This is a genomic window from Candidatus Zymogenaceae bacterium (genome assembly GCA_016931225.1).
GTDB lineage: Bacteria > Desulfobacterota > Zymogenia > Zymogenales > Zymogenaceae > JAFGFE01.
Map to the genome: position 1 here is coordinate 62,556 of JAFGFE010000015.1, position 26,191 is coordinate 88,746.

Genomic DNA, 26,191 nt, shown 5'->3' on the forward strand with positions numbered 1-26,191 from the left:
GATATTGAAACATACATGGGACGCACAATCGTAAAGATCAGGGCATTCTTCGTCAGGATTTTCACACCGCCAAGAACCCTCAAGATAAACACTTCGGGCAGGTACTTCATCGGCATTACCCTGGCCGTCGGGCTGGCCGCGACCAATACCGGCAATAACCTCCTGTATATTATTCTCGGGGCGCTCCTTTCGTTCGTTGTCGCATCGGGTATTCTTTCAAACAGCGCCCTGAAGAAGCTTCAATTCTCCCGGGTTCTTCCAGACCGGGTATTTTCTCGAACCCCAATCCTGTACGGTGTCTCCGTTTTCAATCAGAAGAAGTACGCCCCCTCGTATCTCATCACGATACGTGACGGATCGGTGGCCGAGCGATCCGGCCTTTTTCCCATCGTCACCGCAGGAGAGACGGCGTCCACGGTAATGGAGGCGGTATTTCCCAAAAGGGGCCGGCATACGATGGAAAAGCTCACGGTAACCACCACCTTCCCCTTCGGACTGTTTACCAAGGGGATGACCGTCGATCCCGGCGATGAAGTGATGGTTCTGCCCCGAATTAAAAACGTCGTCCGGCTCCCCGAGGAACTCAGGACGATCTCCGGGGACGAATCGAGATCGGCGTCCGGAACGGGTGAGGAACCGTGGAACATCGTCGAGTTTGCATCGGGAGACAATCCGAGGCACATCCACTGGAAGAGCAGTGCGAAGCGAGACGAGATAATGAAAAAGGAGTTTATGGCTCAGGCGGAACGGATGATGACTTTCAGGCTTGTCGATATCGAGGGTGACGAAGATATATTAGAGGAACGCATTGAGCAGGCGGCGACACTGACCGATCACTTTATACGAAAGGGACATCCAGTGGGCCTGTGGCTTCCCGATCGTTTCATCGCCCCGAAGCGGGGCGCGGCCCAGTGTACAGAGATCCTCGAGGCGCTGGCGCTCTTTGAGCCACACGGCGGGACGACCATCACGACGCCCAACCCCGACATCACCGGGATGGTGATTGATGTGTGAAAAAAGGGTAGGTGTCTATTTTTTATGTGAATGACGAATGACGGCGCACCCGTGACATGTCTATGCGCATCAACACACAGTTCAAAATAGCCAGTTACGGCGTTATCGCCGCAGGCTTCATCACCCTTCTTTTGACGGGAAGGCTCGGTATCGTCCAGACCGGTGTCATGGCGGTATCGTTCATTGTCAGCTGGAGGTTCGGATCGAGGATTGCCGATCTCCCGCATGCAACGAAGGCGGCGAACGTTCTGATCGTGTCGATACTCGGGATATTGCTTGTCAGGTTCATTTTTCTAGACGCCTCGTTCGTCACGACCACCGTGGACTTCTTCATCTTCGTACAGGCGATCCGCATACTGTTTCTCACCCAGTTGCGTCATTATCTCCAGTCCTACCTTATCAGTCTGTTTTCAGTCCTGGTCGCCACGGTGTTGACGTTTTCCCCGATCTTTTTTGCGATGTTCGTCGTGTATCTCTTTGTGGCGACATACGCCATGATCCTGTTTACCATGGTTTCCGAGATACACCGCATAAAGGGAGCGGTGAACGACGACCTGAAAATGCACGGCCGTCCGCTCATCGTCATGACGTTTCTGACGACGCTGTTCGTCATTGTTTCAGGATCGCTGGTGTTTATTACGTTTCCCCGGCTCTCGTTCGGATTTCTTCCCTCATCGATTATGGAGCCCGTGGGTATCACCGGTTTTTCCGAAAATGTGGCGCTGGGAGAGGTCGGTGAGCTGAAAATCTCCGAGGCCGTGATCATGCGGGTGGTTATCGGGGAGGACGACCTTGAACGAATGGGGGCGGGGCCCTACTATTTCAAGGGCACCGCGTTTGATCATTTCGACGGAACATACTGGGAAAGGACCGTCGTCGGGAGGACAACGATAGCGAAGCGATACAATCGGTTTATTCTTGAAAAAGACACCTCGGGTACCGTTATCACACAGGAATATTTTATGGAGCCCACGGACAGCAGGGTTCTGTTTACCTGGGGAACGCCGATAATCGTCGATGGGCCGTTTGTGAATCTTCATCATGATGCATACGGCACACTGGAGTTTTCCCGGTCGTTTCTGGATAAAATTCGATACACGGTTTATTCCGTCCCGACAGATGAGGTGTGGGCGAACGATTGGAGAGGCGATTTTCGCTCCGGACTCGATAATCGAGAGGAATATCTGCAGCTTCCCGTGGGGCTGGACCCGCGGATACCGGCGCTCACGGGGGATTTGACCGACGGACTGACCGGTGATGAAATAAAAACCGAGGCGATCCGTGATTACCTGATAGAATATCTCGCATATGATCTCAATACCGGTATGAGCGGCGATGATCCCCTGGCCGATTTTCTTTTTGAGGAAAAAAAGGGATACTGCGAGCATTTCGCCACCGCGATGACGATTATGCTCCGGACACAGGGTATCCCCGCCCGCCTTGCGACCGGGTTTCTCTCGGGAGAATTCAACGAATACGGATCGTTTTTTATCATACGGGCCAGCGACGCCCACGCCTGGGTGGAGGTCTACCTGGATGGGCGGGGGTGGGTGATATTCGATCCCACACCTCCCGCGGGCCGGACGACATTCACACGGAGGCCGGGCCTCCGAGCACTCGTGGATACCCTGATCATGCGTTGGAACATATACGTGGTCAATTACGAGATACAGGATCAGCTGGGTATGATCGAGGGGACGATCGAGGCGACGGAGAGGGGGAAGAAGAAGCTTTTTTCATGGAAGGGCGGTATCGACAAGATTGTCCTTCGAATACAGTCGCTTCGGTCGGGCGATGTCACACTCCCGGTCGTGGGGATTATCGGCATCGGCATGATCACAGCGGCGGTTTTCATCTGGTTTCTGGTTCAGGTCGTCGTCTTGAGACGCTCGCGAAGGCGTGCAGGGGTGGCCGGGGAATATGATCGTCTGGTGAAGCTCGCAAAAAGGAAAGGAGTAGTAAGGGAAAAATGGATTACCCACCGGGAATTTGCGGAGAAACTCGCCGATCACTGGCCGGGTATCGCAGATGATGTGTTTGATGTGACCGATATTTACAGCGGCGTTCGATTCGGCGACGTATCCGAAACCGAAGAGGAAATCAGAGATGTTCACCTGATGGTATCGCGGATCGCCGCAGTCATGAAAAACGAGACAATGATGAATTAATCGACGCTTTTTATGACATGATACGTCTTGCGTTTCGGGTATGGTCGTGATACAAGTACAGATACTTTGTGCGGCATTCAGAAAACCTCTTTGAAGGGGGTATGATCCATGGACGCCAACTTGTTCTCTTTGGATGGGAAAAAGATCCTGATTACCGGGGGGAGTCGCGGAATCGGTCGGGCCATCGCGGAAGGATTCGCCCTTGCGGGTGCGGATGAAATCGCGATCTGCGCCAGGAAAGAGGAAAGCCTTGCCGAAGCCGCGAGCGCCGTCGAGAAGAAGGGGGCTCGGGTCCTGTCGATATCGGCACATCTTGGCAAACTTGAGGATATAGACGGGATGTTCGAGACCATACAGATGGAATTCAATGGTCTGGACGTCCTGGTCAACAACATGGGCATGAATATCTTTACCCCTTCGGTGGTGGACGCCGACGAGGCGCTGTGGGACAAAATCATGGACCTCAACCTCAAGTCGGTGTTTCTCGTCTCCCAGCGGGCGGCGAAGATCATGAAAAACTCATCGAGGGGAAAGATCATCAACATCAGCACGGTTGCTGCACGCAAGGCGACGCCCGGGCTGGGCATCTACGGTGTCGCCAAGGCGGGGGTGGAGATGCTCACAAAGGTGCTGGCGGCGGAGCTCTCTCCGTTCAACATCCAGGTGAACGCCATCGCCCTGGCGATGATAAAGACGAAGTTTTCAGAGCCCCTCTGGTCGAACGATGTCCTCAAGCAGCAGATCGAGGCCAGCAACCTCATGGGACGTATCGCGGAGCCCGAAGAGGTTGTCGGCGCGGCGCTCTATCTGGCTTCCGAAGCATCGAGCTTCATGACCGGGTCGGTTCTGACCCTTGACGGGGGAACCACCGCAAAGTAGTCGTCTGTATGATGGGGGGCTCTTGTGGGGAGCCGCCGATTTCGTGGGAAGAGGGGCTCTGGTGAAATACCGCCGATCTGAGAACAGGGGAATTCTCTGATGATTATCGAAAATATATCCACCGTCGCATTCGAGGAGGGACTCAAGAAAACCCGTACCGTCATCATCCCCCTGGGGGCCGTGGAGGAGCACGGCCCACATCTTCCGATGAACACCGATATCCTCCACGCGTATGTGATTGCGAAAAAGACGTCGGAGAATATAGACGTGTTCGTGGCGCCGCCGATCTATTTCGGCGTGTGCAGAAGCACCGCCCGATTTCCGGGGACCATAGACATACGCCCGGAAACCCTTGAGATGCTCATCATCGATGTGGTGAGCTCGCTGTATAGACACGGCCTGCGGCGTTTCATCCTGTACTCCGGCCATGCCGGCATGAATCATCGGGCGTCGATGCTCAACTCCTCGGACGCGCTGCTTGAAATGTTTGACGATATCGTCGTCTCATCGATAACGGATGCGGATCTCGTGGACCGGGAGTTTGTCGAACTTGTGGAAACCGCCGGCGATTCGCACGCAGGCGAAATTGAGACGTCTCTTATGATGAGTATCGTACCGGAGCTTGTGGGTGATCCGCCGAAGGCGGACGCCCCGGTATTTCCAAGATCGATGGTGGTGAAGGATACCCGAACATACTGGAAAAGCGGCGTGTGGGGAAATCCTCAAAAGGCAACGGCGGACAAGGGCCGTCGCATGATGGAGATACTGGCCAAAAACCTCGAGACGCTTGTGACCCGTGTTGGATCTTTTTCGGAATGACTGACGAGCCTCTCACGAATAAAGGGTGCGGGTCGCTCACGCCATTGGTATAACGCATATTTGGAATAACAAAAACAAAATATCTATTGACATTGGATATGTTTATTGATATTTTGCAAAAAAGGTGGGTCTGCGGTGCATCCATCGAGTGGGCGTATCGCGCTGGTTAGAGATCAGGTGGGCATGAGAACTGCGGTGCTATAATTCACGGTTGAGTATGTAGTAAGTAGATACGGCTGGGATGAAGCGCTCTGCGGTTATCTGTATATTTCTGTGCGTACCCGATCGAACAATCCTGAACGAAAAGAAAGTACGAAAGTACGGTGTTTATTTTTTATCGTGACTTACAGTCTGATAAAGGAGGAACTTTAATGAACAGAAAAGTATTGTCTTTGCTTTTTGCATTCATCTTGATTTTCAGCCTGAGCGTGGTCCTGACCGGGTGTGCACCCAAGGAAGAGCCGGTCGAACCGACGGAAGGTGTGGTTGAAGGTGGGGAAGAGGCCGTGGAGATGGTGAAGATCACCGTCGGTACCGACGCGGCGTATCCGCCCTTTGAGCTCATCGACGAAGAAACCGGCGAAATCGTCGGATTCGACATCGACCTGATGAATAAGATCGCCGAGACAGGCGGATTTGAGGTCGAGTACAAGAACGTAAACTGGGACGGAATCTTCGTGGGCCTTGACAATGAGGACTACGACGCCGTTATCTCCGCCGTCAGCATCACAGAAGAGCGCATGGAAGTGTATGACTTCTCCGATCCCTACTACGCCATCAGCCAGGCCCTGATCGTTCCCATCGAGGATGTGGAAGCCATCGCCGGCGTCGATGACCTGGCGGGCAAGAAGGTGGGAGCCCAGATCGGCACCACCGGCGCCATCTTTGTCAGCGAGCTGGAAGGCGTTGAGCTGGTCAATTATGACGACAACGCTCTTGCCATAGAAGCCCTGCTTCGCGGCGACGTGGACGCGGTGGTCTGCGACCATCCGGTGGCTTATGACTACGCTCTGGTCAACGAGTCCTATGTCGGCAAGCTGGAAGTTGTCAACGACAACCTGAACGAGGGCGACCTGGAAAATTACGGCATCGTGGTCAAGAAGGGCAACGCCGCCGTTCTGGCACTCATCAATGAAAACCTGGCGAAGGTTCTCGATGAGGGCATCGAAGACATTGAGAAGAAATGGAAGCTGAAATAATTCAAGACGCTTCAAAAAAGGCGGGATCTCAACAGAGGTCCCGCCGATTTTTTTACCATAACCGGAAAATCATGTCATGACAGGCATCAGTCTTATTGAAATAGCGTTTTTTACGTTCTGGATCTGGACGTTGATGGATCTCATCAACCAGGAGGGTATTGAAGAACATCGCAAGGCCAGGATGACAACGTTCCATGCCTTTTTGGGCCTTATCGGCATCGCATTCTATTTCTTTTTATTGATATCCGTCTTCGCCTCCGAGGAAGTACTCAACCTCAAGGTCAAGGGGGTTGTCGCTATTAATAAGGCCACATACCTCCAGATTGCATATCATCTTCAGCCGGCGCTTGTCTTCGCGTTCGTCGTCATACTGCTCTTTCCGGTCGTTGCGGGTATCAACCTGATATTCAAGAAGAACCTAAAGGCGAAGCGATACATTACGGCGGCGAATGTCCTGGAGGGACTGGCGATACTTGGATCATTTATTTATATACTTTTTGTGACGTCGAGGCTTGAGGATATTAATTCTATAGGGCCTTTTATTTACAACGAATCAAATCTGACGCTTGTTAAAGGGATATTTTTTGGCATTGATTTCGATATTACCGCCATCAGTACGACATTTTGCATTGTCTTTTATCTCTTCTCCTTCACAATTCTCCTCTGGGTCTTGGTTGCGCTCCATTATCTGCTCACCTTAAAGATCCCGATCAAGAAAAGGGAGGTCATCATCCTCAACACCGAGGAGGTGAAGAAGATCACCGAGATGGCGAGTATTTATAGAAGCTCCTTATACTTCCTCATACCGGCGGCGATTATCCTCTTTCGAGACGTCTGGGACATGCTGACAGGATTTCGCATCAAGGCCTTCTTTATTAATCTGATCTCACGGTCTTCGGCCTTGGGACAAGACATCCTGGATTTACATCTCAGCAAAAAGGTGTTTAAAAACCTGCTTGTCGGCAAGACCCCGGCCTCTCTCCTGGATCGACCGGACGTCATTGAGGCCCTCAGGTCCACCGCCGAAACAACGTCGTGGTTCCGAGTTCGTTTCGATGTGGCTGTCTATAAGTTTTTCGACAACTTCTTCAACGGTTCAATGGAAGGCGTCATCTCCGCTGGATTCGTCATCGCGTGCATCCTGACGATATTCGCCCTGTTCATTACGGTCCTGATTACACGCATCAACAAGGATCTGGATGATATTCACGAAACCCACGAAGTGAATATGAACGGCGTCAAACACGCCCTGTACATGAATTCCTTTGACGCATGGCGGGTCTCCCTCTTCGCGGCGATCGTGACAATTACCCTGTTGAACGTATTCGGAGCCAATGAATCCGGGATAAATTACTTTCATGGAACATTCAAATTTGTCCCGGACGGTATCGTTGTCACCTTCGAGGTAACGGTGGCGGCAATGATCCTGTCTCTGATACTGGGACTGTTCGCAGGATTGGGAAAACTCTCCAGCAACGCCTTCATTAAGGGGATCGCGTCGGTATATATTGAAGTGATCCGGGGCGTACCGCTGTTGGTACAGTTGTTCTGGATTCATTTCGGGCTTGGGCGGGTGTTATTGAATCTTCCCGCCATGGGCTCCGCCATCTCGGCCATGGCCATCTGCTACGGCGCTTACATGGGCGAGATATTCCGGGCCGGCATTCAGTCCATATCCCACGGACAGGTGGAGGCAGCGAAATCCCTGGGCATGACCAACTACCAGACCATGCGTCAGGTCATTCTCCCCCAGGCCTTCAAGGTTATCCTGCCGCCGGTGGGCAACGAATTCATCGCGTTGTTGAAAGACTCGTCCCTGGTTTCCATTATCGCGGTAGGCGACCTGTTGAGGCGGGGTCGTGAATTTGTGGCGATCAATTTCAGTGCATTCCAAACATATACAATGGTGGCGCTGATATACCTGGTCATCACGCTGGTGCTTTCAAAGGTCGTTTGGAATATGGAAAAAATCATGGCCACGGAAAAGAAATAGAGGCCGATCTCGAGGTATCCACTATGGCAGAACCGATCATCAAGGTACGAAATATTTACAAAAATTTCGGTCATGTGCGGGCGCTCATCGACGTCAGCAACGACATCGACCCGGGTGAGGTGGTGGTTGTGTGCGGCCCCTCGGGCTCCGGTAAATCCACGTTTCTTCGCTGTCTGAACAAGCTCGAGGAAATCGATAAAGGGACGATCGCCATCGACGGAATGAACATAAACGATCCGGAGGTGAAAATACACAAGGTCAGGGAAGAGATCGGGATGGTCTTTCAACATTTCAATCTTTTTCCCCACAAAACAGTGATTGAAAACATCACTCTGGCGCAAATCGTGGTCAGAAAACGTACCCCTGAGAATTCTCAAAAGATCGCCCAGGAGCTTCTGGAGAAGGTCGGCATCCATGAAAAGGCGGAGGCCTATCCCTCCCAGCTTTCCGGAGGCCAGCAGCAGCGGGTGGCCATCGCCCGGGCACTGGCCATGCAGCCGAAGATCATGCTGTTCGACGAGCCCACCTCCGCCCTGGATCCGGAGATGATCGGAGAGGTGCTGGAAGTGATGAAAACCCTCGCCAGGGAAGGGATGACAATGGTGGTGGTGACCCACGAGATGGGATTCGCGCGGGAAGTGTGTGATCGAATCATTTTTATGGACGAGGGGAGCATCGTCGAGGAGAACTCGCCCAAGGAGTTTTTCAACAATCCAAAAAGCGACAGGACGAAGATTTTCCTGAGTCAGATTCTCTAGCATCGAATAATGATAACTGAGATAGTGATCCAAACCGGTTGGGAGCGGCGAGTAGGCGCTTTCAACCGGTTCATGCGTGAGGGAGGGAAATACAATCATGGAGCCGGTGAGAGGGAAGAGAGGAGGTACCATGCGGTTTGATACGATAAAAGACCAAAGGGGGAAAACATATCGATATGAGGGGGAGACTCGCAACTTCGGTCTGGGATCTGTTGCGTGGGTGGTGATCATCGCTGTTCTCACCGCTCTGCTCTCGATGTCATGTTCAAACAATGAAAACAATACCGTGACCGTCTCTCCGGACAGCTTGAGCGAGATGTCGACACTCAACACGATTCTGAAGCGTGGGAAACTGATCGTGGGTATGGATGTCTCCGATGTCCGGTATCAGCCCTTCGAAATGAAGAACGCGAACGGCGAGCTGATCGGATTCGACGTGGATCTGGCGCAGTTGATGGCCGATGAGCTCGGCGTAAGCCTCGAGATCGTGCAAACCGGGTGGGACGGTATCATACCCGCGCTGATAAACAGGAAGTTCGATGTGATCATCTCGGGGATGGGGGTAACCACCGAGCGAAATAAAGTCGTCAACTTTTCCGATCCATATTATTTATCGGGGAAGTGTCTGCTCATTCACATCAACAGCGCCGGCATTATCACCTCGTACAGGGACCTGAACACCGAGGATATGGTCGTGGCAACGGCGTTCTACAGCGATATGGCCCTTGATCGATACATCCCGAACGCCAGCGTCATACGATACGCCTCCGATGAAGAGGCGGTGATGGATGTCATAGAGGGAAATTCTGATGCGTATATCGCCGATAAGGCGCGGGTCGCTATTTACGCCAGAAGCTATCCGGACAATACTCTGGCGCTCCTGACGCCCTTCACATATGAACCCATAGCGATCGGTGTTCGAAAGGGCGATCCGGATTTTCTCAACTGGATTAACAACTTTATCAGGATCATCAACGGAGACGGACGACTCGCGATGCTGGAACAGAAGTGGATGGTCGATTACGTATACACAACCGACTGGGACCTGGAATAGCGACACCCGCCGAAACCGACTCTATACGGGGAATGTGGGCTTCTGTCGGTCATGAAATCCGGCGAAAAAAACGTGATAAAATAATAAAAAATGCGGCGTAAAGAGATAATTTTTTCCAAATCGGCGCCGTGGGGAGTGTAAACGTGCGTCTTTTAGGGCTCGACGTGGGTGAAAAACGAATCGGCGTGGCGGTGACCGATCCCACGGGGATATTCACTCAGCCCATCTCAACCATCATGCGCGGTACCGATGACATCGAAAAGATTCTTGATCTTGTGAGGGAATACGATATTACAGAGGTGGTCGTGGGGCTTCCGGTGAACATGAACGGAACGCTCGGTCCCGGAGCGCAGAAGGTCCAGGAGTTTGCACAGAGGCTGGAGGCGGTGCTCACGATACCGATCGTATTTGAGGATGAGCGCCTCACCACGAGCATGGCGGAGCGCATGATGATAGATGCGGATGTATCCAGGAAGAAACGAAAGCGATCCGTCGATAAAATCGCCGCGGCAATTATTCTGGAAGGAAGATTGGAAAAGATAAAGGCGAATATGTGATATGATCCTCTCACGATACAGATGCGACAGGATATGTGAAGGAACGAGATGAAACGAGTATTGAAAGCCCTTGTGTATACGTTGCTGGGCGTTCTCATCCTCTGCGGGGCGGCGGGGTACTATGTGTACTCCTTTTTCTGTGTGCCGACGGGCATGATATCGGAGCCAGTGGTGCTGACCATTGAAAAGGGCGACACCCTGGGTGAAACCGCACACCGACTGGTGGACATGGGTGCCGTCAAGGATGACCGGATATTTATCGCCCTCGCACGCTCTCTGGGGGCGGAGAAGAAAATTCGCGCCGGAGAATACGAGATAGCGCCGGACATGGCTCCCCGCGATATCCTGCTGTTGCTCATGGCCGGCCGCGTTGTCGAGTATCCGGTGACCATACCGGAAGGGTACAACATCTATCAGGTGTCCGAAACTCTTGCGGAGAAGGGATTCGGAGACGAATCAATCTATCTCGCGTTGATGGATAATCAGGATTTTATATCATCACACGGCATCGACGCGGAAACGCTGGAGGGGTATCTATTTCCCGATACCTATAACATGAATCGGGGCATGGACGAACGGGATATACTCGGATTGATGATCGCGAGATACAGTGCTGTCTTTGATGAGGAGAAGGAGAGTTCCTCATTGGATGTTGAGTTGAGTGATTACGAAATACTGATTCTTGCCTCCATCATCGAGAAGGAGGCAAAGGATTCGGACGAGCGGGCGCTGATTTCGGCCGTGTTCGTAAACAGGCTCGATATGGGAATGAAGCTGGACAGCTGCGCTACGGTCATTTACGGCATCTGGGACCGGTTCGACGGGAACCTGCGGAGATCGGATCTGGAAGAGCCGTCCGATTACAACACCTACATCATCACAGGGCTTCCGAAAACGCCCATCTGCAATCCGGGACGGGCCGCGATACGGGCCGCCCTCAATCCCGCGGACGTGGAGTATCTCTACTTCGTGTCAAAGAACGACGGCACGCACTATTTTTCCACAACGCTCTCGGAGCACAACCGTGCGGTATATAAGTACCAGAAACTGAGGGATTACCGATAAAAAAAGGGCCGAAACAATATCGTTTCGGCCCGCTTTAATCTTCATCTCATTCATCGACATGGGATACGTCGATAACGCTTCATCCGTCAGTATGAATCATCACATCGGCGGCTCGCCAAAGGGCGGTCCGAACGGCGGAGGGCCTTCAGGGCATTCGCCGGGCTCAAATTCCAGGCCTCCCTCGGGCGGCATTCCTTCTGGTCCCATTTCCCCGGGATAACCATGGGATTTTTCCATGATGACCATCCGGATCTCCCTATGAAACCGCTCGTTGAAGATAAGGTATCTGCCGAACTCCTCGGTGGAAAGGAGTGAAGATAACTCCTTGTTTTCCTTCTTTCGCAAAGCGGTGATGTCATCTTCGATGTCGAAAAGGTCGTCGATAAGGGCATCGATCTCTTTCTCGTTGACCTCTTCGGCCGCGTAGAGGGCCTCCAAAGCTTTCATGGTGTCTTTTTTCTTTGTGATATTTTCCATCATCAAAGCGAGGTACTTCTCGTTGATCTCGACGAGTTTTTCAGCTGTGGCCTCATTTAAGTCCAGTTGGGAGATTAAAAGTTCCTCCTTGAGATCTCCGACACGTTCCATGATCTTGTCACGTCTGTTGTCGGCCTCATCCGGCTGAAATGCCAGGGCGGTAAGTCCGATCGCAAGTATCGAAACCAGCGCCGTGAAAATGATGAGATATTTTTTCATTCAGTCCTCCTATTTTTACTGTGTCCCACCTCCCATTCAGGACATTCGTTCCTTTATTTCGTTGAAAATCTCCTCCTGCTCTTCATCGGAAAAGAGCAACATCGAGTCGACTGCATCGGTGTCCGAGTACCAGATGTCGTTGTCCGACGCGCCGTTGATGGCGGTCTCGAAGTTATCAAGCATCAGCGTTTCGTCGGTATGTTCTACAGAGGAGATGAACTCCGTGTACGTTTCGATCTGGTCGATATCGGTCAAGTCGGGGAGCGAGCCGGTCGGGGTGTTTGTTCCTCCCGGAAGTGTAAGGAAAAAGACGAGTACAACGAGAACGGCCGTCATGAGCACTGAAGCCGGTTTCCACCAACGCCGAAACGGGAAAAACAAGATATCGCGGGAATCATCTTCACCAGAGCATATTCGTGAAAGAACCTTCCCCGGCAGCACGTCGAAATAAAGCTCGGACGGATCGTTGATGGATGAGTCCGGGAAATGATTGAACAGCTCCCGGTACACGGAGAGGGATTCGTCGCAGGAGGAACAGGACTCTATATGCTCTTCAAGAAGTACCCTGTGTCTTTGAGAAATATCACCCAACAGATACTCGCTGAATAATTTCTTGGCTTGTTTACATCGCATTATACCCCCTCCTCAATGAATCTTTTTCGTTCACATTCCTTTATAATGCGTTTGACGCCGTAATGAAATGTGGTCTTGGCGTTACCCGTTGTTATCTGTAGAAGCTCGGCGATCTCCGAAAACGATAACTCCTGTTTGAGACGAAGAGAAACCACAATGCGCTGTCGCTCGGAAAGGGAGTCGAGGGCCGTTTCAATCAATTTGGAATCCTGAAAAGTACTCATCTGTTGTTCAGCGTTTGGTGTGTTTTCGGACGCCGCTTCTACATATTCACCGGCGGGTATTGTTTTGGTCCTGTTTCTTTTTCTCAGACAATCCCGTGAAAGGTTAATGGTGATACGCAACAACCACGTTTTGAAAGACGATGCGCCGTTGAATGTACCGAGTTTTGTGAAGCATCGGACGAACGTATTCTGCGTCACGTCATCGGCGTCGAAATGGTCCCTGACAATGCTCAAGCTGGTGTAATAGACATCCCGCATATAGGTTCTGACCAATTTCTCGAAAGCGGTCTCACTCCCGGAAAGCGCCTGTTCAATCAGCAGCTGCTCGTCTTTCATGAAAATCCCTTTACCCATTAGACGTGCACGGCAATCGAAAGGTTAATACTGAAAGAATATTGTATCGTATCGAATGATAATAGACAACGAACACGTCGTGATACAGAGAAAAATATTGACTCTTGAGATAAGGAGTGATACAGTAAAAAATCTTTGTGGTGTCAAGTATTGGAAATGATAAAGTTTTTTTACGGGTGCAGGACAATTGCTTGATTTAAAGTACATTCGAGACAATATCGACCTGATTGAAGAAAAGCTTCATCACCGGGGGACGGATGTCGATCTGAAGGAATTCAACAAGCTGGATGAAACGCGAAGGAGCATCCTCGTTGATGTCGAGTCGCTCAAACATGAGCGCAATAAGGTCAGTGACGAGATTGCCAGAATAAAAAAACAAAAAGGCGACGCGTCCGGTTTGATTGAACAAATGCGCGGCGTGTCTGACAGGATAAAGTCACTGGACGGCGACCTGACGGATATACATCAGAAGCTCGATGATATCATCATGGAAATTCCCAATCTTCCTCATGAGTCGGTCCCGGTGGGAACGAACGAGGAAGACAACACCGAGGTCAGAACGTGGGGCGAGAAGCCGAAATTTGATTTCACACCGAAGGATCATGCGGATATCGGAGAGGATTTGGATATCGTCGATTTTTCGGTCGGAGCGAAACTGGCAGGCGCCCGTTTTTCCATGATGAAGGGGATGGGTGCTCGCCTGGAACGGGCCCTGATAAGCTTCATGCTGGATATTCACACGACGGAGCACGGGTACACCGAGGTGCTTCCTCCGTTTATGGTCAATTCGAAGACGATGACCGGCACGGGACAGCTCCCGAAATTCGCTGATGACCTCTTCAAGGTGGCGGACACCGATTACTGGCTGATACCCACCGCAGAGGTGCCGGTGACGAACATCTTTCAGGACGATGTCGTCGATGCCGGGAACCTTCCGATTTACATGACCGCCTACACCCCCTGTTTCAGAAAGGAGGCGGGCTCATACGGCAAGGATACCCGGGGACTGATACGGCAGCACCAATTCGACAAGGTGGAGCTGGTTAAGTTCGTACATCCCGATACCTCGTACGATGAGCTGGAGAAACTTCTGGAAAACGCGGAAGAGATCCTCAAAAGGTTGAACATCCACTACCGAGTGGTGAACCTTTGTACCGGTGACCTGGGATTTTCCGCCTCTAAAACCTATGACATCGAGGCATGGCTTCCGAGCCAGGACGCCTATCGGGAGATATCCTCATGCAGCAACTTCGAGGATTTCCAGTCCCGCAGGGCGAACATACGCTTCAGGGAAAAGGACAAAAAGGGAACCCGCCTTGTGCATACGCTGAATGGATCTGGTCTGGCCGTTGGACGGACGCTGGTGGCAATCCTTGAGAACTACCAAAGAGCCGACGGCAGTGTTGAGATACCCGAGGCCCTGAGACCGTACATGAACGGGATCGAGGCTATAACATAGAAAAAGAATTTCCGATGGACGTAGAGCAAAAAGGCGGGTATAATTATATTTTTAAAGTTCAATATACATAAGTCCATGTTCACTCATGAACGGAGGGATGGCCGAGTGGTTTAAGGCGGCGGTCTTGAAAACCGTTGAACGAAAGTTCCGTGGGTTCGAATCCTACTCCCTCCGCCAGTTGTCGATTGCATGATCATAAAACTTTGTGGGTCTTTTCAAAAAGACGGCGTTTTTTTACATATCATTTATTTCATTTATTGACACACACGACATAACCATGATATAGATTTTCGAAATTATCAAGATCAGGAGAGATGGCCGAGCTGGCTGAAGGCGCTCGCCTGCTAAGCGAGTGTAGGGTTTAAAGCCCTACCGAGGGTTCGAATCCCTCTCTCTCCGCCAATTTCTTATACTGAACCGTACGACGAGGAGTAACGAAAAGTCTGTCAACACTGATTGTGAATACAGATCCAAGAAATATATTTTTCAAATCATACCTGAACATAGAATGGATGAAAAAATCCTGAGAATAGTAGGGTCAGATAGGCCTCCCGGTATTGATGAGGTGAAGGCCTGGATAGGGGAAGAGGCCTTTGGTTTTTTTGACCAAATAACACAAACAATAGAGAGGAGATACCCGGGAGTATTTGTCCCGGAATGGTTATACGGCGGAAAAAAACACGGGTGGTCTTTTAGGTATAAAAAGGGGAGATCCTTTTGTACACTCATTCCGGAAAAAGGCTGTTTGAAAACGTTAATAGTTTTTGGCGCCAAAGAAAGAGCGAAGGTGGAGGATATCCGGGACAAATTATCCGTGTCTGTTGAAAAACAGTATGATGCCGCGAAGACATATCATGATGGTAAGTGGCTTCTTTTGACTGTTGATTCAAATGAGATTTTGAAAGACATAGAAGTTCTATTAACGGTAAAACGTAAGCCAAAAAACCAACAATAGTCTTATTCAGTATCGGAAGAAATAATCGCGGCGTTTAGGGATAGATGCCATCCCATACTTCGTGCATGATAGATTGTGTGAAGTGGTTTTACGAGTAGTTGTAGGGTTCACCTCCCATATACAATTACCCGACATTCACTGTGTCGTCTTACATATTCAGAATACGCCAGAATGAAACGTATTTCCTTTGTCATAGCATCAATATGTATCGCTTGTGTTGCGATGTGTGTTTTCGGTTGTGGACCGGACGTATCTCCGGAAACCATCGCGTTGTATGATCAGGCGGAGATGTATTACGAAACGATGATGTACGATGAGGCCATCGCATCATATACCTCCGTTATAGATGAGGAACCGTCATTCGCCCTGGCGTATCTGGGAAGGGGGAAAACCCTTACCGCCATGGGGAGATTCGATGAAGGAGTGAGGGATTTCAGCGTGGCGATGGATCTTGAGCCGAAAAACGATGAGGTTCTTGCCACCGTCGCCATGGCGTATATTGAGCGAAATCTTCAGGATGAGGGGCTTATCATTCTTGAAAAGGCGGAAGAACAGAACCCCCTTAATCCCACGATACACCTTGCGAGGGGCCTGTACCATGTAAAAAATCTGGAATACTCGAAGGCGATCGAGGAATACCTGAAGGCGACGAAGAGGGACAAGGCAGCGAAAGAGGCATATATACGCATCAGCGGCATCTATTGTTGCGCCGAGAATCCCATGTATCGTAATGACGACCTCGCCCTGGATTATGCGGGAAAAGCGCTGGAAATCGCACCGGACGACCCAGCGGCCCTCGACGCACTGGCATACGTGTATTATTCCAGGGGAGATATGGAAAAGGCCATAGAATACGAGACGAAAGCACTGGAAATGCTGCCGGAAAACCGCACACTGACGGAACATCTGATGCTGTTTAAGGGGACGGTTGCAGAGACGGCGGAGGAACGTAACAACAGGGGGGCGGAGCTCCTGCTGGAGGGAAATTATTCGGAGGCGGCGGATGAGTTTCGGACGGCCATCGAGATCGATCCGAATTATTCCGATGCGTATTACAACCTGGGGAAAGTATATTCCCACCTGGAGGACTACAGCTCGGCGGAGGAATACTACATCACGGCGATTGAGATCGATCCGGATGACGCCCGCTATCACTATAATCTTGCCATTGTGTACGGAAAGATGGAAATGCTCGATAAGAGCGAAGAGGAATACCTCTACGCAATCAGCATAGATCCATTTTATGATAAGGCTCATAATAATCTGGGCGCACTGTATGTCAAAACGGGAAAGCTCGAACAGGCCCTGGCGGAATTCACCTACGCATACGAGATAAACCAAAAAGGCACCTATAAGGCGAATATAGATATGGTCAGGGAAATGCTGGGAGAAGACGCCCCCGTTTCCACGAATTCACCGACTGGCGCATCCGAGACGGATATGCTACAATACTGAGTAATTCGACGAATATCGGATGTGTTGCGGGAGGTTCATTGCATGGACAGTTTAGAGGGAAAAGTCCCACAGATTGAGGGTAATTTCACCGCTCTTTCACTGGTAAGTCTCATCCAGGGTATATCGAACAACAAGAAGATGTTGATCACTCTCTATTCTCTGGATGGAGGGGAGGGGAGACTGTACTTCGATAACTCGCGGATTGTCGGCGCTTTCGTCGGCGATAATCTTGTGGGACGAAAAGCTTTTTTTCGCATGATCGAGTGGGAAGACGCCCGCTTCCAGGCGTATGATATCAACAACATTAATCCGAAAATGCAGAACATCAACCTGGAAGTGTCACATCTTCTTCTCGAGGGCCTTCGACAAAAAGATGAAAAGAACAAGATAAAAGAGAAGGTTGCTCCCATCTATAAAATAAAACGGAGCGAAGGTTCCTTTGAACTTGATGAAAACGAGAAACAGATGTGGGAGAGCCTGCCGGAAGACGGGATATTCGTAAATAGTCTTGTCAACCAATCGTCTATGACCGATTGGGAGGCGTATAATGTACTTTCCTCCCTCATGAAAAAACGCGCCCTGGTGTTTATGCGCCTGAAGACGCTGGTGGTGGATGACAGTGAATTTATGATCAAGATTATAAAGGATATTCTGGAAAAGATATACAAGAACATGATGATCATAAAGACCTTCACCAACGGCGCGGACGCAATCAAGCTTATCTCATCTTCTGATCCTCGAAATCGTCCCGACCTTGTACTCACCGATATCATGATGGAGGGAACAAGCGGGATGGAGGTCATCAAGGCGGCCAGAAACGCCCAGCCTCCGGTCAATATCATCGCCGTAACGTCCCTCCAGAGAGAGATGAAGGATATCCTTGAATCCGGTGCGAATTATCTCCACAAGAACTGGATAACCAAGGATAATATCGGTGATATCATGAAGGACCTCATCGAGCAGACCATCTGTGGAGAATTATGGGTCATCGGCGGCGAGGGTGAAAAAACATAAAGAAATCCATTCACCATGAAAGTCCCGCCGAGATCCGATCGGTTTCATAATCAGCTCCGCGATTCATTTCATCCGGCCCGCATTATTGCCGAAGTTTCCATCCTGAGCGCGCTGTACGTTGCGCTGACACTGCTTCTGGCTCCCGTTTCATACGGACCCATTCAGTTTCGCGTCAGCGAGGCCCTTGTCATTCTTGTGGCAACGAGAAGACACCTTCTTCTCTTCGTCCCCATCAGTTGTTGTATCGCAAATCTCTTCTCACCCTACGCGGGCCCCTGGGATCTGATTTTCATGCCTCTGGTCAGCATGATCGGTGCGCTGCCGATGTATATCCTCAGGACGCGTTGGCTCCTCTTCTCCTCGTGGGCATATGCCTTCATCACCGCCGTCGGCGTGGGAATCATGCTGTCGGTTCTTGTTGAAAAGGGGTTTTTGGTCATGTTCGGGCCGGTCCTGGCGAGTCAGTTGATTATCATGACAATCGCGTTTTTCGTATTTAGGGGCTATCTTCTGGCCGCGGTGAGAAAGAAACCACACGACGGTACGAACGGCGGGAGAGAAGAAAAAAACGGGTGAGAAGAAGTGAAGGGCACCGTTTCCAGTGAGATCACACCGATGCGGGTGGGGAGTAACCGGGTGACGGACACGATTCCGGGTATTATCCGATACCCTTGATTATCTCGAGAATTTCACGATACCTATTTCTGGTACCCTGGATGATTTCATCGGGAAGGGGAGGCGCCGGTGGGGTCTTGTCCCAGTCGGTGGTTTCCAGGAAATCACGCACATACTGCTTGTCGAAGCTGGGGGGGGATGTGCCGATCTCGTAGGAATCCATGGGCCAGTATCGAGACGAGTCGGGAGTGAGGGCCTCATCGATGAGAATGACCGTGCCGTCGATGACGCCGAATTCGAACTTCGTATCGGCGAGGATGATTCCCCTCTCTTTCATCAAATCATGGGCGAACGCATATATCTTGAGGGAGAGCTCTTCTATGGTTTTGGAGAGATCGGCGCCGATGACGTTCGTCATCTCCTTTCTGGTGATGTTCTCGTCATGACCGACATCCGCCTTGGTTGAGGGGGTGAAAATCGGCTCGGGAAGCTCCTGGGCCATCTGGAGGCCGTCCGGGAGTGCATGTCCCGATATCATGCCGGTCTTCTTATAGTCCTTGTAACCGGATCCCGCAAGATATCCCCGAACGATGCATTCAACATCGACACGCTCGGCCTTTTTGACCAATACAGATCGTCCCGAAAGAAGCGGTTCGGTATTGAACGGTTCGGGAAACCGGGTGCTGTCCGTCTCAATGATATGGTTCGGCACAAAGTCGATAAGAGAAAACCAGTGGTTGGATATCTCGGTCAGGATTTTCCCCTTTTCGGGTATGCCCTCGGGAAAGACCACGTCAAACGCTGAGATACGATCCGTGGCGACGATGATCAACTGATCACCGAGATCGAAAATCTCCCGAACCTTTCCGGTGTAATCGGCCTGTCTGCCTCCGGGGGAAACGCTGGTAACTGCTCTTTCCATGTCGACGAATTTTAGCAAAAACCAGAGAGAAGGTCAAAGAAAATCAGGACGACCGCTGTATTCCTATATATTATATATAATTTATGCTAATATATACCATATTATATATAAAAGAAATATCATGAACATATCTTTTATATGTACATTATACGGAATCCCCTTGACACACAAAAAAAAGTTGTTATAATAATAACAGTAAGCATATTGCGCGTGTTCGGTGTGTCTCTTCATGCTGCACTCCGTATTATTGAAAATCACGCGACACTGACGACTAAGGCGGTACACGGAACATGTTAAAAGTACATGTACGGTACGAGGCCGTTGTAAGCGGCCTCGTTGTTTTATGTATGGGGGCTGCTCTTCTTTTCACCACACTCTTCCCACCACGCACACGGCCCATTTCCCACGAACGTCTGGTGTATCTGTTCATCAACGGGGAAGAGAAACGGATGTCGGATACGGGTTTTTCCATCCTCGACCATATCAGGTCGTTCGAGACCGGACTTACATCAGAAGAGGAATGGGAGTTGGCGTCCCTTATCTATTTTGAATCCCAAAAGTACGGCTACGATCCGGAGTTCATCCTCGCACTGATTCAGATTGAGAGCGCGTTCAACTCGAGTGCGGTGTCCGTTGTGGGTGCAAGGGGGTTGATGCAGATCATGCCCGCCACCGGAAGAGAGATAGCCGGGGAGTTCGGCATTCCCTGGGAGGGGACGGATACCCTCGAAAATCCGTCCATCAATGTCAGGATGGGCATGTATTACCTCTTCAAGATGCTCCTGAAATACGAGGACCTGAGACTTGCGCTGGTTGCATACAACTGCGGACCGGGCGCCGTTGACGGCATGCTCCATCGGGGTGCGATGCCGCCCTCGGATTACGTCGAAAAGGTGATGGGGACCTACGAGAGGATCAAGATCCAGGGCATGTGACGGTCCGCCGGAGGGGCATGATCGCCACGAAAGCGGCACTGCCATGTGCGACTCGCTGTATCCGACGCCTCCTGGGGGTAATGATTGCTCCCGAGTCGGTCCCCGATATTTCAACTCCTGCATTTCAGAGAAGGGGGGAGATGAGCCGCACGGCGCCGTCTTCCGTATGCGGTTTCGATACCCCGTATCGCCCGACTCCTTCGGGGATTTCCCACATGCCGCCTTCCAGATAATTGCGGATATCCTTCACCACCATCGATCGGGAAAGTCCGACACGTCGTATTGCGTTTGATCGACGGAAAACGGAGAGGAAAGACGGTGAGGCGGGGGAAGACCCGCCGCGATCGCATCACACCGGCGACGTCGCCGTTGCTTTCCATGTAGGATTTGTATCTGCATAGAGGGAAGGCGATCGGCGGCAATGGAAACACCGATGACTTGCGGAAGCGATCTTGCCGCGCATTAATAATATCGAAATCATTCTTGGTGACGCTGCGACGATCCCGGAAACTGTGACTCGGGAAAGCGATCAGTCGAAGAGCTTGAGGATCTCGTCCCGTTCACGATAGGGGAGGGGCGAGCGATCCCTCTTTTGATTTTCTATATATACCCGCTCGTGTGACGGTTTTTCCACTCGTCCGATAACACTAAGAGATATTCCTGCGTTTGAAAACGCCGTTTCAAGGCGCTTTTCTTCTTTCTCATCCGCCGTGAAGATCAGGGAGCCGGATGATATCGTCATGAGCGGATCGATATCGAAGAGGCCGCAAAGTATTTTCCCCTCGGGATAGACAGGAATCGCGTCTCTTTTTACCACTATTGATACATCCGCCGCCAGGGCCACTTCGTTCAGGCCCGCCGCCAATCCCCCTTCGGTGGGGTCGTGCATCGACGTGACGGCGGCGGTTTGTGATGCCAAAAGCGCGTCTTTCACCACGCTGATTCCCGGATCGCACAGGAAATCCCTTGCACGCCGAATCTCCTCGGGCGTAACGCCGCTCTCGATAAGCTCCTGCGCCTTTTCCGCCGCGATGATGGCGATCCCCTCGATGGGGATGCCCTTTGTGAGAAATATTAGGTCTCCGGGACGACACCCCCGTGTGGTGACGAGGTCTCTTTTTTTCACCTCACCAAGCATCATGCCGCTCACCACGGGGCTCTGTACCGAGTCGGTCACCTCGGTATGGCCGCCGATGAGATTTATACCGAGGGGCAGCATGGCCTGTTTGATTGATTCGAATATATTCCTGACCGTTGTTTCGTCCGCCGCCCCCAGGGGGAGGAGGATTGTTGCCATGAACCAGCGCGGCTTCGCGCCGTGCACGGCGATATCGTTCGCGTTGACGTTTATCGCGTAATAGCCGATGTTTTCCGCGGTAAACGTGATGGGGTCCGCGGTGGCGACGAGGTAGTGATCGCCCATGTCGATGACCGCGGCGTCCTCTCCCACTCGGGGTCCCACGGTGACCCGAGGGTCCGTGCACTTCAGTTCAGAGAGGATCTCTTCAAGCAGTTCGTATCGCAGTTTTCCGCTGGGAAGTGAGGTGATGTGTGTCATAGAAGCCTGTTCCATTCAGTCTGTAAGGTGTTCTATCATATCCGACGCACGATCGAGCACAAATAATGCGCCGGCGCTTTTCAGGTCATCATGACTCGCCTTGCCGGTCAGCACGCCTACAGATTCCATGCCGACGGCCTGTGCCGATGTCACGTCTATGGGGTGATCACCCACCATGATGCTCATTTCAGCCTCCGTGCCCATTAGGAAGAGGGCTCTTTGGAGGTGTTCGGGATCGGGCTTTATCCTTTTCACGTCGTCCCTGGGGAGAAAAACGTCCACATCGCTCGTGATCTCGGGATACACCGTCAGGACCGCGTCCCGACAGTTCCTGGTGACCAGCGCCACCCGCTTGCCCCTGGCCTTCAGAGCGCGTATCAGCTGCCGGGCGCCGGGAAAGAGCGAGGCGTTTTTGGCGGCGTTGAGCTCTTCGGCGATGATCATATCGAGGGCGTCCCTTCGAAACTTCGCTCCGTCGTCTCCGCTGATGATCGAGGCGATTTCATCGATCACCTCGATGAGGTAGCGTTCCGTAAGCCTCGTGGTGTCGACGTCGTATTTCTGTGACATCTCGAAAACCCGGGTATAGAGGGGCGGGAAGTCGATCGTCAATTCGGCAAGCGTCCCGTCGAAATCGAATACAACGCCTGCGGCGGTATCTATCAACGATGTGAGTGTGGGTGTCATGGGGACGCGGTCGTAAAACGGTCATAGAAACGGTCGAGTCTTTTGAGGGCCTTAATCTTTTCGGTGCGTTCGATCCGAGACGACTGGGTGGTTCTCCTCAGGATGTCGATGGACGTATCGTAGTTCTCCCGGTCGACCGGGTACGGGTGCCCGTCCTTCCCGCCGTGGGCGTAGCTGAATCGCGCCGGGTCCGAGAATGACGCGTTCGCGCCGTGTATTACCTCCGCGATGAGGGAGAGGGCACGGATCGTCTTCGGCCCCACGCCTTCTGAGGCGAGCAGCGTCTCGAAATCTTCCGGCCGTCTCTCGTAGGTTTTCAGCATGATCTTATAAAGCCTGTCGGGATGGATATCCCGGGAGATGATATGGTGCCGGCGGGGAAGCGTCATGCCCTTGATCGTCGTCAGGTCCTTGGTAAGGGTATCCGGACGTTCATGCGAGAGATCGGTGACAATCGTACGCGCCGCGTCGGAGCGGGTATCGGTCAGGTTTGTGACCGTTTCCTCGCGTGCGTCACAGCATATCGCAGAGTGCGGTTCCACGACCATGTCATTGACGTCGTCGCCCAGCCAGTGATATCTCCGGGCGGTGCCGTTCGCGTCGTTCATGCCCTGCTGCACCACCGACCACCGTCCCTCGCGGGTGAAAAAGAAGTGGTGGAGATAAATCTGGTAGCCGTCCATCACCGCGTTGTTGTCCACCTTGGCCGACAGGCGGGAGAGATACACAAGCTTTTCAGGGTCTGGATCGATGCGATCGGCGACGGCCGTGATTTCATCGGGCGTGTTTCGGGACCGACCTCCCTTGCCGCCGGCGGCGAACAGGTTCAGATCACTCTCCATACCCGCTATGCCCTGTTTGACGGCGGCGGATACGGTGGTGGTGACGCCGCTGGAGTGCCAGTCGAATCCCAGCACGCACCCCAGGGATTGGAACCAAAACGGGTCGGCAAGCCTTCTCAACACCTCGTCGGAGCCGTATTCCGCAACCAAAATGACGACAATCTCTCGAGCGAGCCTGATCATGCGCTGCATCAGCCATGCCGGGGCCTTCCCGCCGTGGAGCGGGAGCGTTGCGGTGGTGCGTCGTGGGGCCATGTGCCGAGGTCGATTCCCCAAAAATCTTGAAAAAACGCCCAGATGGGCGTATACTGATCATTCGGACTATTATATGAAAAAGATACTCGTTTCTCAAGGAGAAAATAGATGGCGATATAGACGGTCTGAAGTCGAATCAGATGAAACGCCCGGAACATCCTTTTTAGAAGAGGATGAGGACGAATCGCGTCTTTCAGTCGGAATCCGCACGGGCATTCGCCGATATGTCTTATATATTTACGAATAAGACATTCTTTTCTCAGGAAAAAAAATGAAGGTATACGGCAATACAACCGGTCTGAAGTCGAATCAGATAAAGCGTCTGGAGAATCTCTACCGGAGAAAGATTCCGACGGATCGTATCGTCAATCCGGAATTCGCCCGGGCGCTCACGGAGATGTCTCTTGAGATCAAGCGCCAGATCGGCGCGATTATCGACAGGAGGGGCGCGGTTCAATTCGTGGTCGTGGGAGACCACGCGATGATCGTCATCCCGGACCTCTCCCGTCACCGGGCGGGCGGCACCAGGTTTCGGGGCTTGAGGCTTATACACACACACCTGAAGGGAGAGCCGCTCTCCCGGGACGACCTGACGGACCTGGTGCTCTTGAGGTTCGATCTGGTCGCCGCAGTCGGTGTGGAGGCGGACGGACTCCCGGGGGACGTATTCGTGGCTCATCTTTTACCGGAAAACGGTGACGGGGATGTGTGGACCGAGTGGGAGCCGGAATCCATCCATGATCTGGATGAGGATTTCGATGAGCTGATCTCGTCGCTGGAGGAGGAGTTCGCTCGGACCTTTCGGGCCCGGAAGGTAAAAAAGGGCGAGGGGGCGATTTTGATCGGATGCTATGCGGATTCATACGCGAATCCGGAAGACTCCATGGCCGAGCTGAAGGAGCTGTGCGTCACCTCCGGTCTCTCGGTCGTCGATACGGTCATGCAGAAGCGATCGAAAATCGACCCGAAATGGGTGCTCGGTCAGGGAAAGCTGAAGAACGTGGTGATTCGGGCCATGCAGCGGGACGCGGATCTTTTGGTATTCGACGGGGAGCTGAAGCCCGCGCAGGTGGACAGCATCACCGACTTCACCGAGCTCAAGGTGATCGACAGGACCCAGGTGATACTGGACATATTCGCTCGGAGGGCGAAAAGCCGACAGGGGAAAATCCAGGTGGAGCTGGCACAGCTCAACTACATGCTGCCGAGGCTTGTGAAGAAGAACACCGCCATGAGCCGTCTGACCGGCGGCATCGGCGGCAGGGGGCCAGGCGAGACGAAGCTCGAGATCAACCGCCGCCGGGTGCGTGATCGCATCAACCGGCTGGAGAAGGAGATACACGGGCTCGAGCGGGAGCGGGGACAGCAGCGGGCGCTCAGGGTGAGAAAGGAGCTACCCATCATCTCCATCATCGGATATACCAACGCGGGAAAGTCGACGCTGCTCAACACCCTTACCAAAAGCAACGTGGACGCCCGCAATATGCTCTTTGCCACGCTGGATCCGTCGAGTCGCCGACTCAGGTTTCCCCGGGAGATCGAGGTGATCGTCACCGATACCGTCGGATTCATCAGGGACCTTCCGAAGGAGCTGATGGCGGCGTTCTCGGCGACGCTGGATGAGCTGAAAATCGCGGACCTCCTGCTGCATGTGGTGGATGTATCAGACCCTTTGTTTTTGGACCGCATCGGTGCGGTGAACGAGATTCTCAAGGAGCTTGACCTCCTTGACATACTGCTGCTTTTGGCCTTCAACAAGATGGATAAAATTGATATCACCGAGGCAAAAAGTCGGGCGGAGAAGCACGACGCGGTGTTGATATCCGCCGTCGACAACAAAACCCTTGCCCCGTTAATCTCCCGGTTGGAGGAGGAAATGACGCTGGTGATAGAACGGGAGAGAAATGAAGATACGATTCCTCTCGAAACGTCTTTAATCGGAGAGGCGTGATCATTTTAAACGCCTGAAGTTTTTTCCCTGTCTCGCATGTCCGTGCGGAACAGGGTGTTTTGTGCACCATACACTCCATGTAATCCGTAAAAAACCTGTGAGAACGGCGGGAGCTTTTGACAGACTGTGT

At 52.1% G+C, this 26,191-nt stretch carries 24 protein-coding genes and 2 tRNA genes; 19 read left to right on the forward strand and 7 right to left on the reverse strand.

The window, feature by feature from the left end:
* The first annotated feature begins 15 nt into the window (after positions 1–15).
* The 10 genes from JW885_06645 to mltG all read left to right on the forward strand — a co-directional run bounded on the left by JW885_06645 (position 16) and on the right by mltG (position 11,506).
* The gene (locus JW885_06645; protein ID MBN1881836.1) at positions 16–1,014 is read left to right on the forward strand and encodes a DUF58 domain-containing protein; all 999 of its coding nucleotides are present in this window, start codon (positions 16–18) and stop codon (positions 1,012–1,014) included.
* Between the two features lie 62 nt (positions 1,015–1,076).
* Positions 1,077–3,182 (forward strand): DUF3488 domain-containing protein, encoded by a 2,106-nt coding sequence (locus JW885_06650; GenBank protein ID MBN1881837.1) that lies wholly within the window; start codon positions 1,077–1,079, stop codon positions 3,180–3,182.
* 108 nt (positions 3,183–3,290) lie between these two features.
* Positions 3,291–4,061, forward strand: coding sequence for a glucose 1-dehydrogenase (locus JW885_06655; GenBank protein ID MBN1881838.1), 771 nt, complete (start codon positions 3,291–3,293; stop codon positions 4,059–4,061).
* A 99-nt stretch (positions 4,062–4,160) separates the two neighbouring features.
* Complete coding sequence (locus JW885_06660) at positions 4,161–4,880, forward strand: creatininase family protein (protein ID MBN1881839.1); 720 nt, start codon at positions 4,161–4,163, stop codon at positions 4,878–4,880.
* A gap of 371 nt (positions 4,881–5,251) precedes the next feature.
* A complete protein-coding gene (locus JW885_06665) occupies positions 5,252–6,079 on the forward strand; it encodes a basic amino acid ABC transporter substrate-binding protein (GenBank protein ID MBN1881840.1) in 828 nt (275 codons plus the stop codon).
* 1,228 nt (positions 6,080–7,307) lie between these two features.
* On the forward strand, positions 7,308–8,072 hold the full coding sequence (locus JW885_06670; GenBank protein ID MBN1881841.1) for an amino acid ABC transporter permease: 765 nt from the start codon (positions 7,308–7,310) through the stop codon (positions 8,070–8,072).
* Between the two features lie 35 nt (positions 8,073–8,107).
* A complete protein-coding gene (locus JW885_06675) occupies positions 8,108–8,830 on the forward strand; it encodes an amino acid ABC transporter ATP-binding protein (GenBank protein ID MBN1881842.1) in 723 nt (240 codons plus the stop codon).
* A 130-nt stretch (positions 8,831–8,960) separates the two neighbouring features.
* Positions 8,961–9,884, forward strand: coding sequence for a transporter substrate-binding domain-containing protein (locus tag JW885_06680; protein ID MBN1881843.1), 924 nt, complete (start codon positions 8,961–8,963; stop codon positions 9,882–9,884).
* Between the two features lie 143 nt (positions 9,885–10,027).
* A complete protein-coding gene (gene ruvX, locus JW885_06685; GenBank protein ID MBN1881844.1) occupies positions 10,028–10,441 on the forward strand; it encodes a Holliday junction resolvase RuvX in 414 nt (137 codons plus the stop codon).
* Between the two features lie 48 nt (positions 10,442–10,489).
* On the forward strand, positions 10,490–11,506 hold the full coding sequence (mltG, locus tag JW885_06690) for an endolytic transglycosylase MltG (GenBank protein MBN1881845.1): 1,017 nt from the start codon (positions 10,490–10,492) through the stop codon (positions 11,504–11,506).
* A 99-nt stretch (positions 11,507–11,605) separates the two neighbouring features.
* Here the strand turns inward: mltG and JW885_06695 are convergent, their stop codons facing one another.
* Genes JW885_06695 through JW885_06705 form a run of 3 tightly spaced genes read right to left on the reverse strand, consistent with a single transcriptional unit; the run spans position 11,606 to position 13,395 of the window.
* Positions 11,606–12,202 (reverse strand): hypothetical protein, encoded by a 597-nt coding sequence (locus JW885_06695; GenBank protein ID MBN1881846.1) that lies wholly within the window; start codon positions 12,200–12,202, stop codon positions 11,606–11,608.
* Between the two features lie 36 nt (positions 12,203–12,238).
* Entirely contained in the window at positions 12,239–12,835 is a 597-nt protein-coding gene (locus JW885_06700) for a zf-HC2 domain-containing protein (protein ID MBN1881847.1), read from the reverse strand.
* A complete protein-coding gene (locus tag JW885_06705; GenBank protein ID MBN1881848.1) occupies positions 12,835–13,395 on the reverse strand; it encodes an RNA polymerase sigma factor in 561 nt (186 codons plus the stop codon). Before JW885_06705 ends, JW885_06700 begins: the two co-directional genes overlap by 1 nt.
* Positions 13,396–13,600: 205 nt before the next feature.
* Between JW885_06705 and serS the strand changes: the two genes are divergently transcribed.
* The 7 genes from serS to JW885_06740 all read left to right on the forward strand — a co-directional run bounded on the left by serS (position 13,601) and on the right by JW885_06740 (position 18,872).
* A complete protein-coding gene (gene serS / locus JW885_06710) occupies positions 13,601–14,872 on the forward strand; it encodes a serine--tRNA ligase (protein ID MBN1881849.1) in 1,272 nt (423 codons plus the stop codon).
* A gap of 91 nt (positions 14,873–14,963) precedes the next feature.
* A tRNA-Ser gene (locus tag JW885_06715) sits at positions 14,964–15,049 on the forward strand.
* A gap of 131 nt (positions 15,050–15,180) precedes the next feature.
* Positions 15,181–15,274, forward strand: a tRNA-Ser gene (locus tag JW885_06720).
* A 106-nt stretch (positions 15,275–15,380) separates the two neighbouring features.
* Positions 15,381–15,827, forward strand: coding sequence for a DUF3788 domain-containing protein (locus JW885_06725; protein ID MBN1881850.1), 447 nt, complete (start codon positions 15,381–15,383; stop codon positions 15,825–15,827).
* Positions 15,828–16,130: 303 nt separating this feature from the next.
* Positions 16,131–17,282 (forward strand): tetratricopeptide repeat protein, encoded by a 1,152-nt coding sequence (locus tag JW885_06730; GenBank protein MBN1881851.1) that lies wholly within the window; start codon positions 16,131–16,133, stop codon positions 17,280–17,282.
* 42 nt (positions 17,283–17,324) lie between these two features.
* Positions 17,325–18,296, forward strand: coding sequence for a response regulator (locus JW885_06735; GenBank protein ID MBN1881852.1), 972 nt, complete (start codon positions 17,325–17,327; stop codon positions 18,294–18,296).
* Positions 18,297–18,311: 15 nt separating this feature from the next.
* Positions 18,312–18,872 (forward strand): QueT transporter family protein, encoded by a 561-nt coding sequence (locus JW885_06740; protein ID MBN1881853.1) that lies wholly within the window; start codon positions 18,312–18,314, stop codon positions 18,870–18,872.
* A gap of 82 nt (positions 18,873–18,954) precedes the next feature.
* Here the strand turns inward: JW885_06740 and JW885_06745 are convergent, their stop codons facing one another.
* Complete coding sequence (locus tag JW885_06745) at positions 18,955–19,833, reverse strand: phosphoribosylaminoimidazolesuccinocarboxamide synthase (protein MBN1881854.1); 879 nt, start codon at positions 19,831–19,833, stop codon at positions 18,955–18,957.
* Between the two features lie 449 nt (positions 19,834–20,282).
* Here JW885_06745 and JW885_06750 point away from each other — a divergent pair, with 449 nt between their 5' ends.
* Entirely contained in the window at positions 20,283–20,768 is a 486-nt protein-coding gene (locus tag JW885_06750) for a lytic transglycosylase domain-containing protein (protein ID MBN1881855.1), read from the forward strand.
* 529 nt (positions 20,769–21,297) lie between these two features.
* Here JW885_06750 and JW885_06755 read toward each other — a convergent pair.
* Genes JW885_06755 through JW885_06765 form a run of 3 tightly spaced genes read right to left on the reverse strand, consistent with a single transcriptional unit; the run spans position 21,298 to position 24,110 of the window.
* Positions 21,298–22,326: an AIR synthase family protein gene (locus tag JW885_06755; protein MBN1881856.1), complete on the reverse strand. Its 1,029-nt coding sequence runs from the start codon at positions 22,324–22,326 to the stop codon at positions 21,298–21,300.
* A gap of 15 nt (positions 22,327–22,341) precedes the next feature.
* Complete coding sequence (locus JW885_06760; protein MBN1881857.1) at positions 22,342–23,013, reverse strand: HAD family hydrolase; 672 nt, start codon at positions 23,011–23,013, stop codon at positions 22,342–22,344.
* Positions 23,010–24,110, reverse strand: a complete 1,101-nt coding sequence (locus tag JW885_06765) for a DUF763 domain-containing protein (GenBank protein MBN1881858.1) — start codon at positions 24,108–24,110, stop codon at positions 23,010–23,012. Before JW885_06765 ends, JW885_06760 begins: the two co-directional genes overlap by 4 nt.
* A 271-nt stretch (positions 24,111–24,381) precedes the next feature.
* Between JW885_06765 and hflX the strand changes: the two genes are divergently transcribed.
* Complete coding sequence (gene hflX, locus JW885_06770) at positions 24,382–26,061, forward strand: GTPase HflX (protein ID MBN1881859.1); 1,680 nt, start codon at positions 24,382–24,384, stop codon at positions 26,059–26,061.
* Positions 26,062–26,191 lie beyond the last annotated feature (130 nt).

Coding starts and splice junctions, on each gene's coding strand:
- JW885_06680 (MBN1881843.1), top strand. CDS start 8,961: ATGCGGTTTGATACGATAAAAGACCAAAGGGGGAAAACATATCGATAT.
- JW885_06650 (MBN1881837.1), top strand. CDS start 1,077: ATGCGCATCAACACACAGTTCAAAATAGCCAGTTACGGCGTTATCGCC.
- JW885_06665 (MBN1881840.1), top strand. CDS start 5,252: ATGAACAGAAAAGTATTGTCTTTGCTTTTTGCATTCATCTTGATTTTC.
- JW885_06670 (MBN1881841.1), top strand. CDS start 7,308: ATGAACGGCGTCAAACACGCCCTGTACATGAATTCCTTTGACGCATGG.
- JW885_06700 (MBN1881847.1), bottom strand. CDS start 12,835: ATGCGATGTAAACAAGCCAAGAAATTATTCAGCGAGTATCTGTTGGGT.
- JW885_06750 (MBN1881855.1), top strand. CDS start 20,283: ATGTCGGATACGGGTTTTTCCATCCTCGACCATATCAGGTCGTTCGAG.
- JW885_06705 (MBN1881848.1), bottom strand. CDS start 13,395: ATGAAAGACGAGCAGCTGCTGATTGAACAGGCGCTTTCCGGGAGTGAG.
- JW885_06655 (MBN1881838.1), top strand. CDS start 3,291: ATGGACGCCAACTTGTTCTCTTTGGATGGGAAAAAGATCCTGATTACC.
- mltG (MBN1881845.1), top strand. CDS start 10,490: ATGAAACGAGTATTGAAAGCCCTTGTGTATACGTTGCTGGGCGTTCTC.
- JW885_06725 (MBN1881850.1), top strand. CDS start 15,381: ATGGATGAAAAAATCCTGAGAATAGTAGGGTCAGATAGGCCTCCCGGT.
- JW885_06745 (MBN1881854.1), bottom strand. CDS start 19,833: ATGGAAAGAGCAGTTACCAGCGTTTCCCCCGGAGGCAGACAGGCCGAT.
- hflX (MBN1881859.1), top strand. CDS start 24,382: ATGAAGGTATACGGCAATACAACCGGTCTGAAGTCGAATCAGATAAAG.
- JW885_06755 (MBN1881856.1), bottom strand. CDS start 22,326: ATGACACACATCACCTCACTTCCCAGCGGAAAACTGCGATACGAACTG.
- JW885_06760 (MBN1881857.1), bottom strand. CDS start 23,013: ATGACACCCACACTCACATCGTTGATAGATACCGCCGCAGGCGTTGTA.
- JW885_06695 (MBN1881846.1), bottom strand. CDS start 12,202: ATGAAAAAATATCTCATCATTTTCACGGCGCTGGTTTCGATACTTGCG.
- JW885_06765 (MBN1881858.1), bottom strand. CDS start 24,110: ATGGCCCCACGACGCACCACCGCAACGCTCCCGCTCCACGGCGGGAAG.
- JW885_06660 (MBN1881839.1), top strand. CDS start 4,161: ATGATTATCGAAAATATATCCACCGTCGCATTCGAGGAGGGACTCAAG.
- JW885_06740 (MBN1881853.1), top strand. CDS start 18,312: ATGAAAGTCCCGCCGAGATCCGATCGGTTTCATAATCAGCTCCGCGAT.
- JW885_06735 (MBN1881852.1), top strand. CDS start 17,325: ATGGACAGTTTAGAGGGAAAAGTCCCACAGATTGAGGGTAATTTCACC.
- JW885_06730 (MBN1881851.1), top strand. CDS start 16,131: ATGATGTACGATGAGGCCATCGCATCATATACCTCCGTTATAGATGAG.
- JW885_06645 (MBN1881836.1), top strand. CDS start 16: ATGGGACGCACAATCGTAAAGATCAGGGCATTCTTCGTCAGGATTTTC.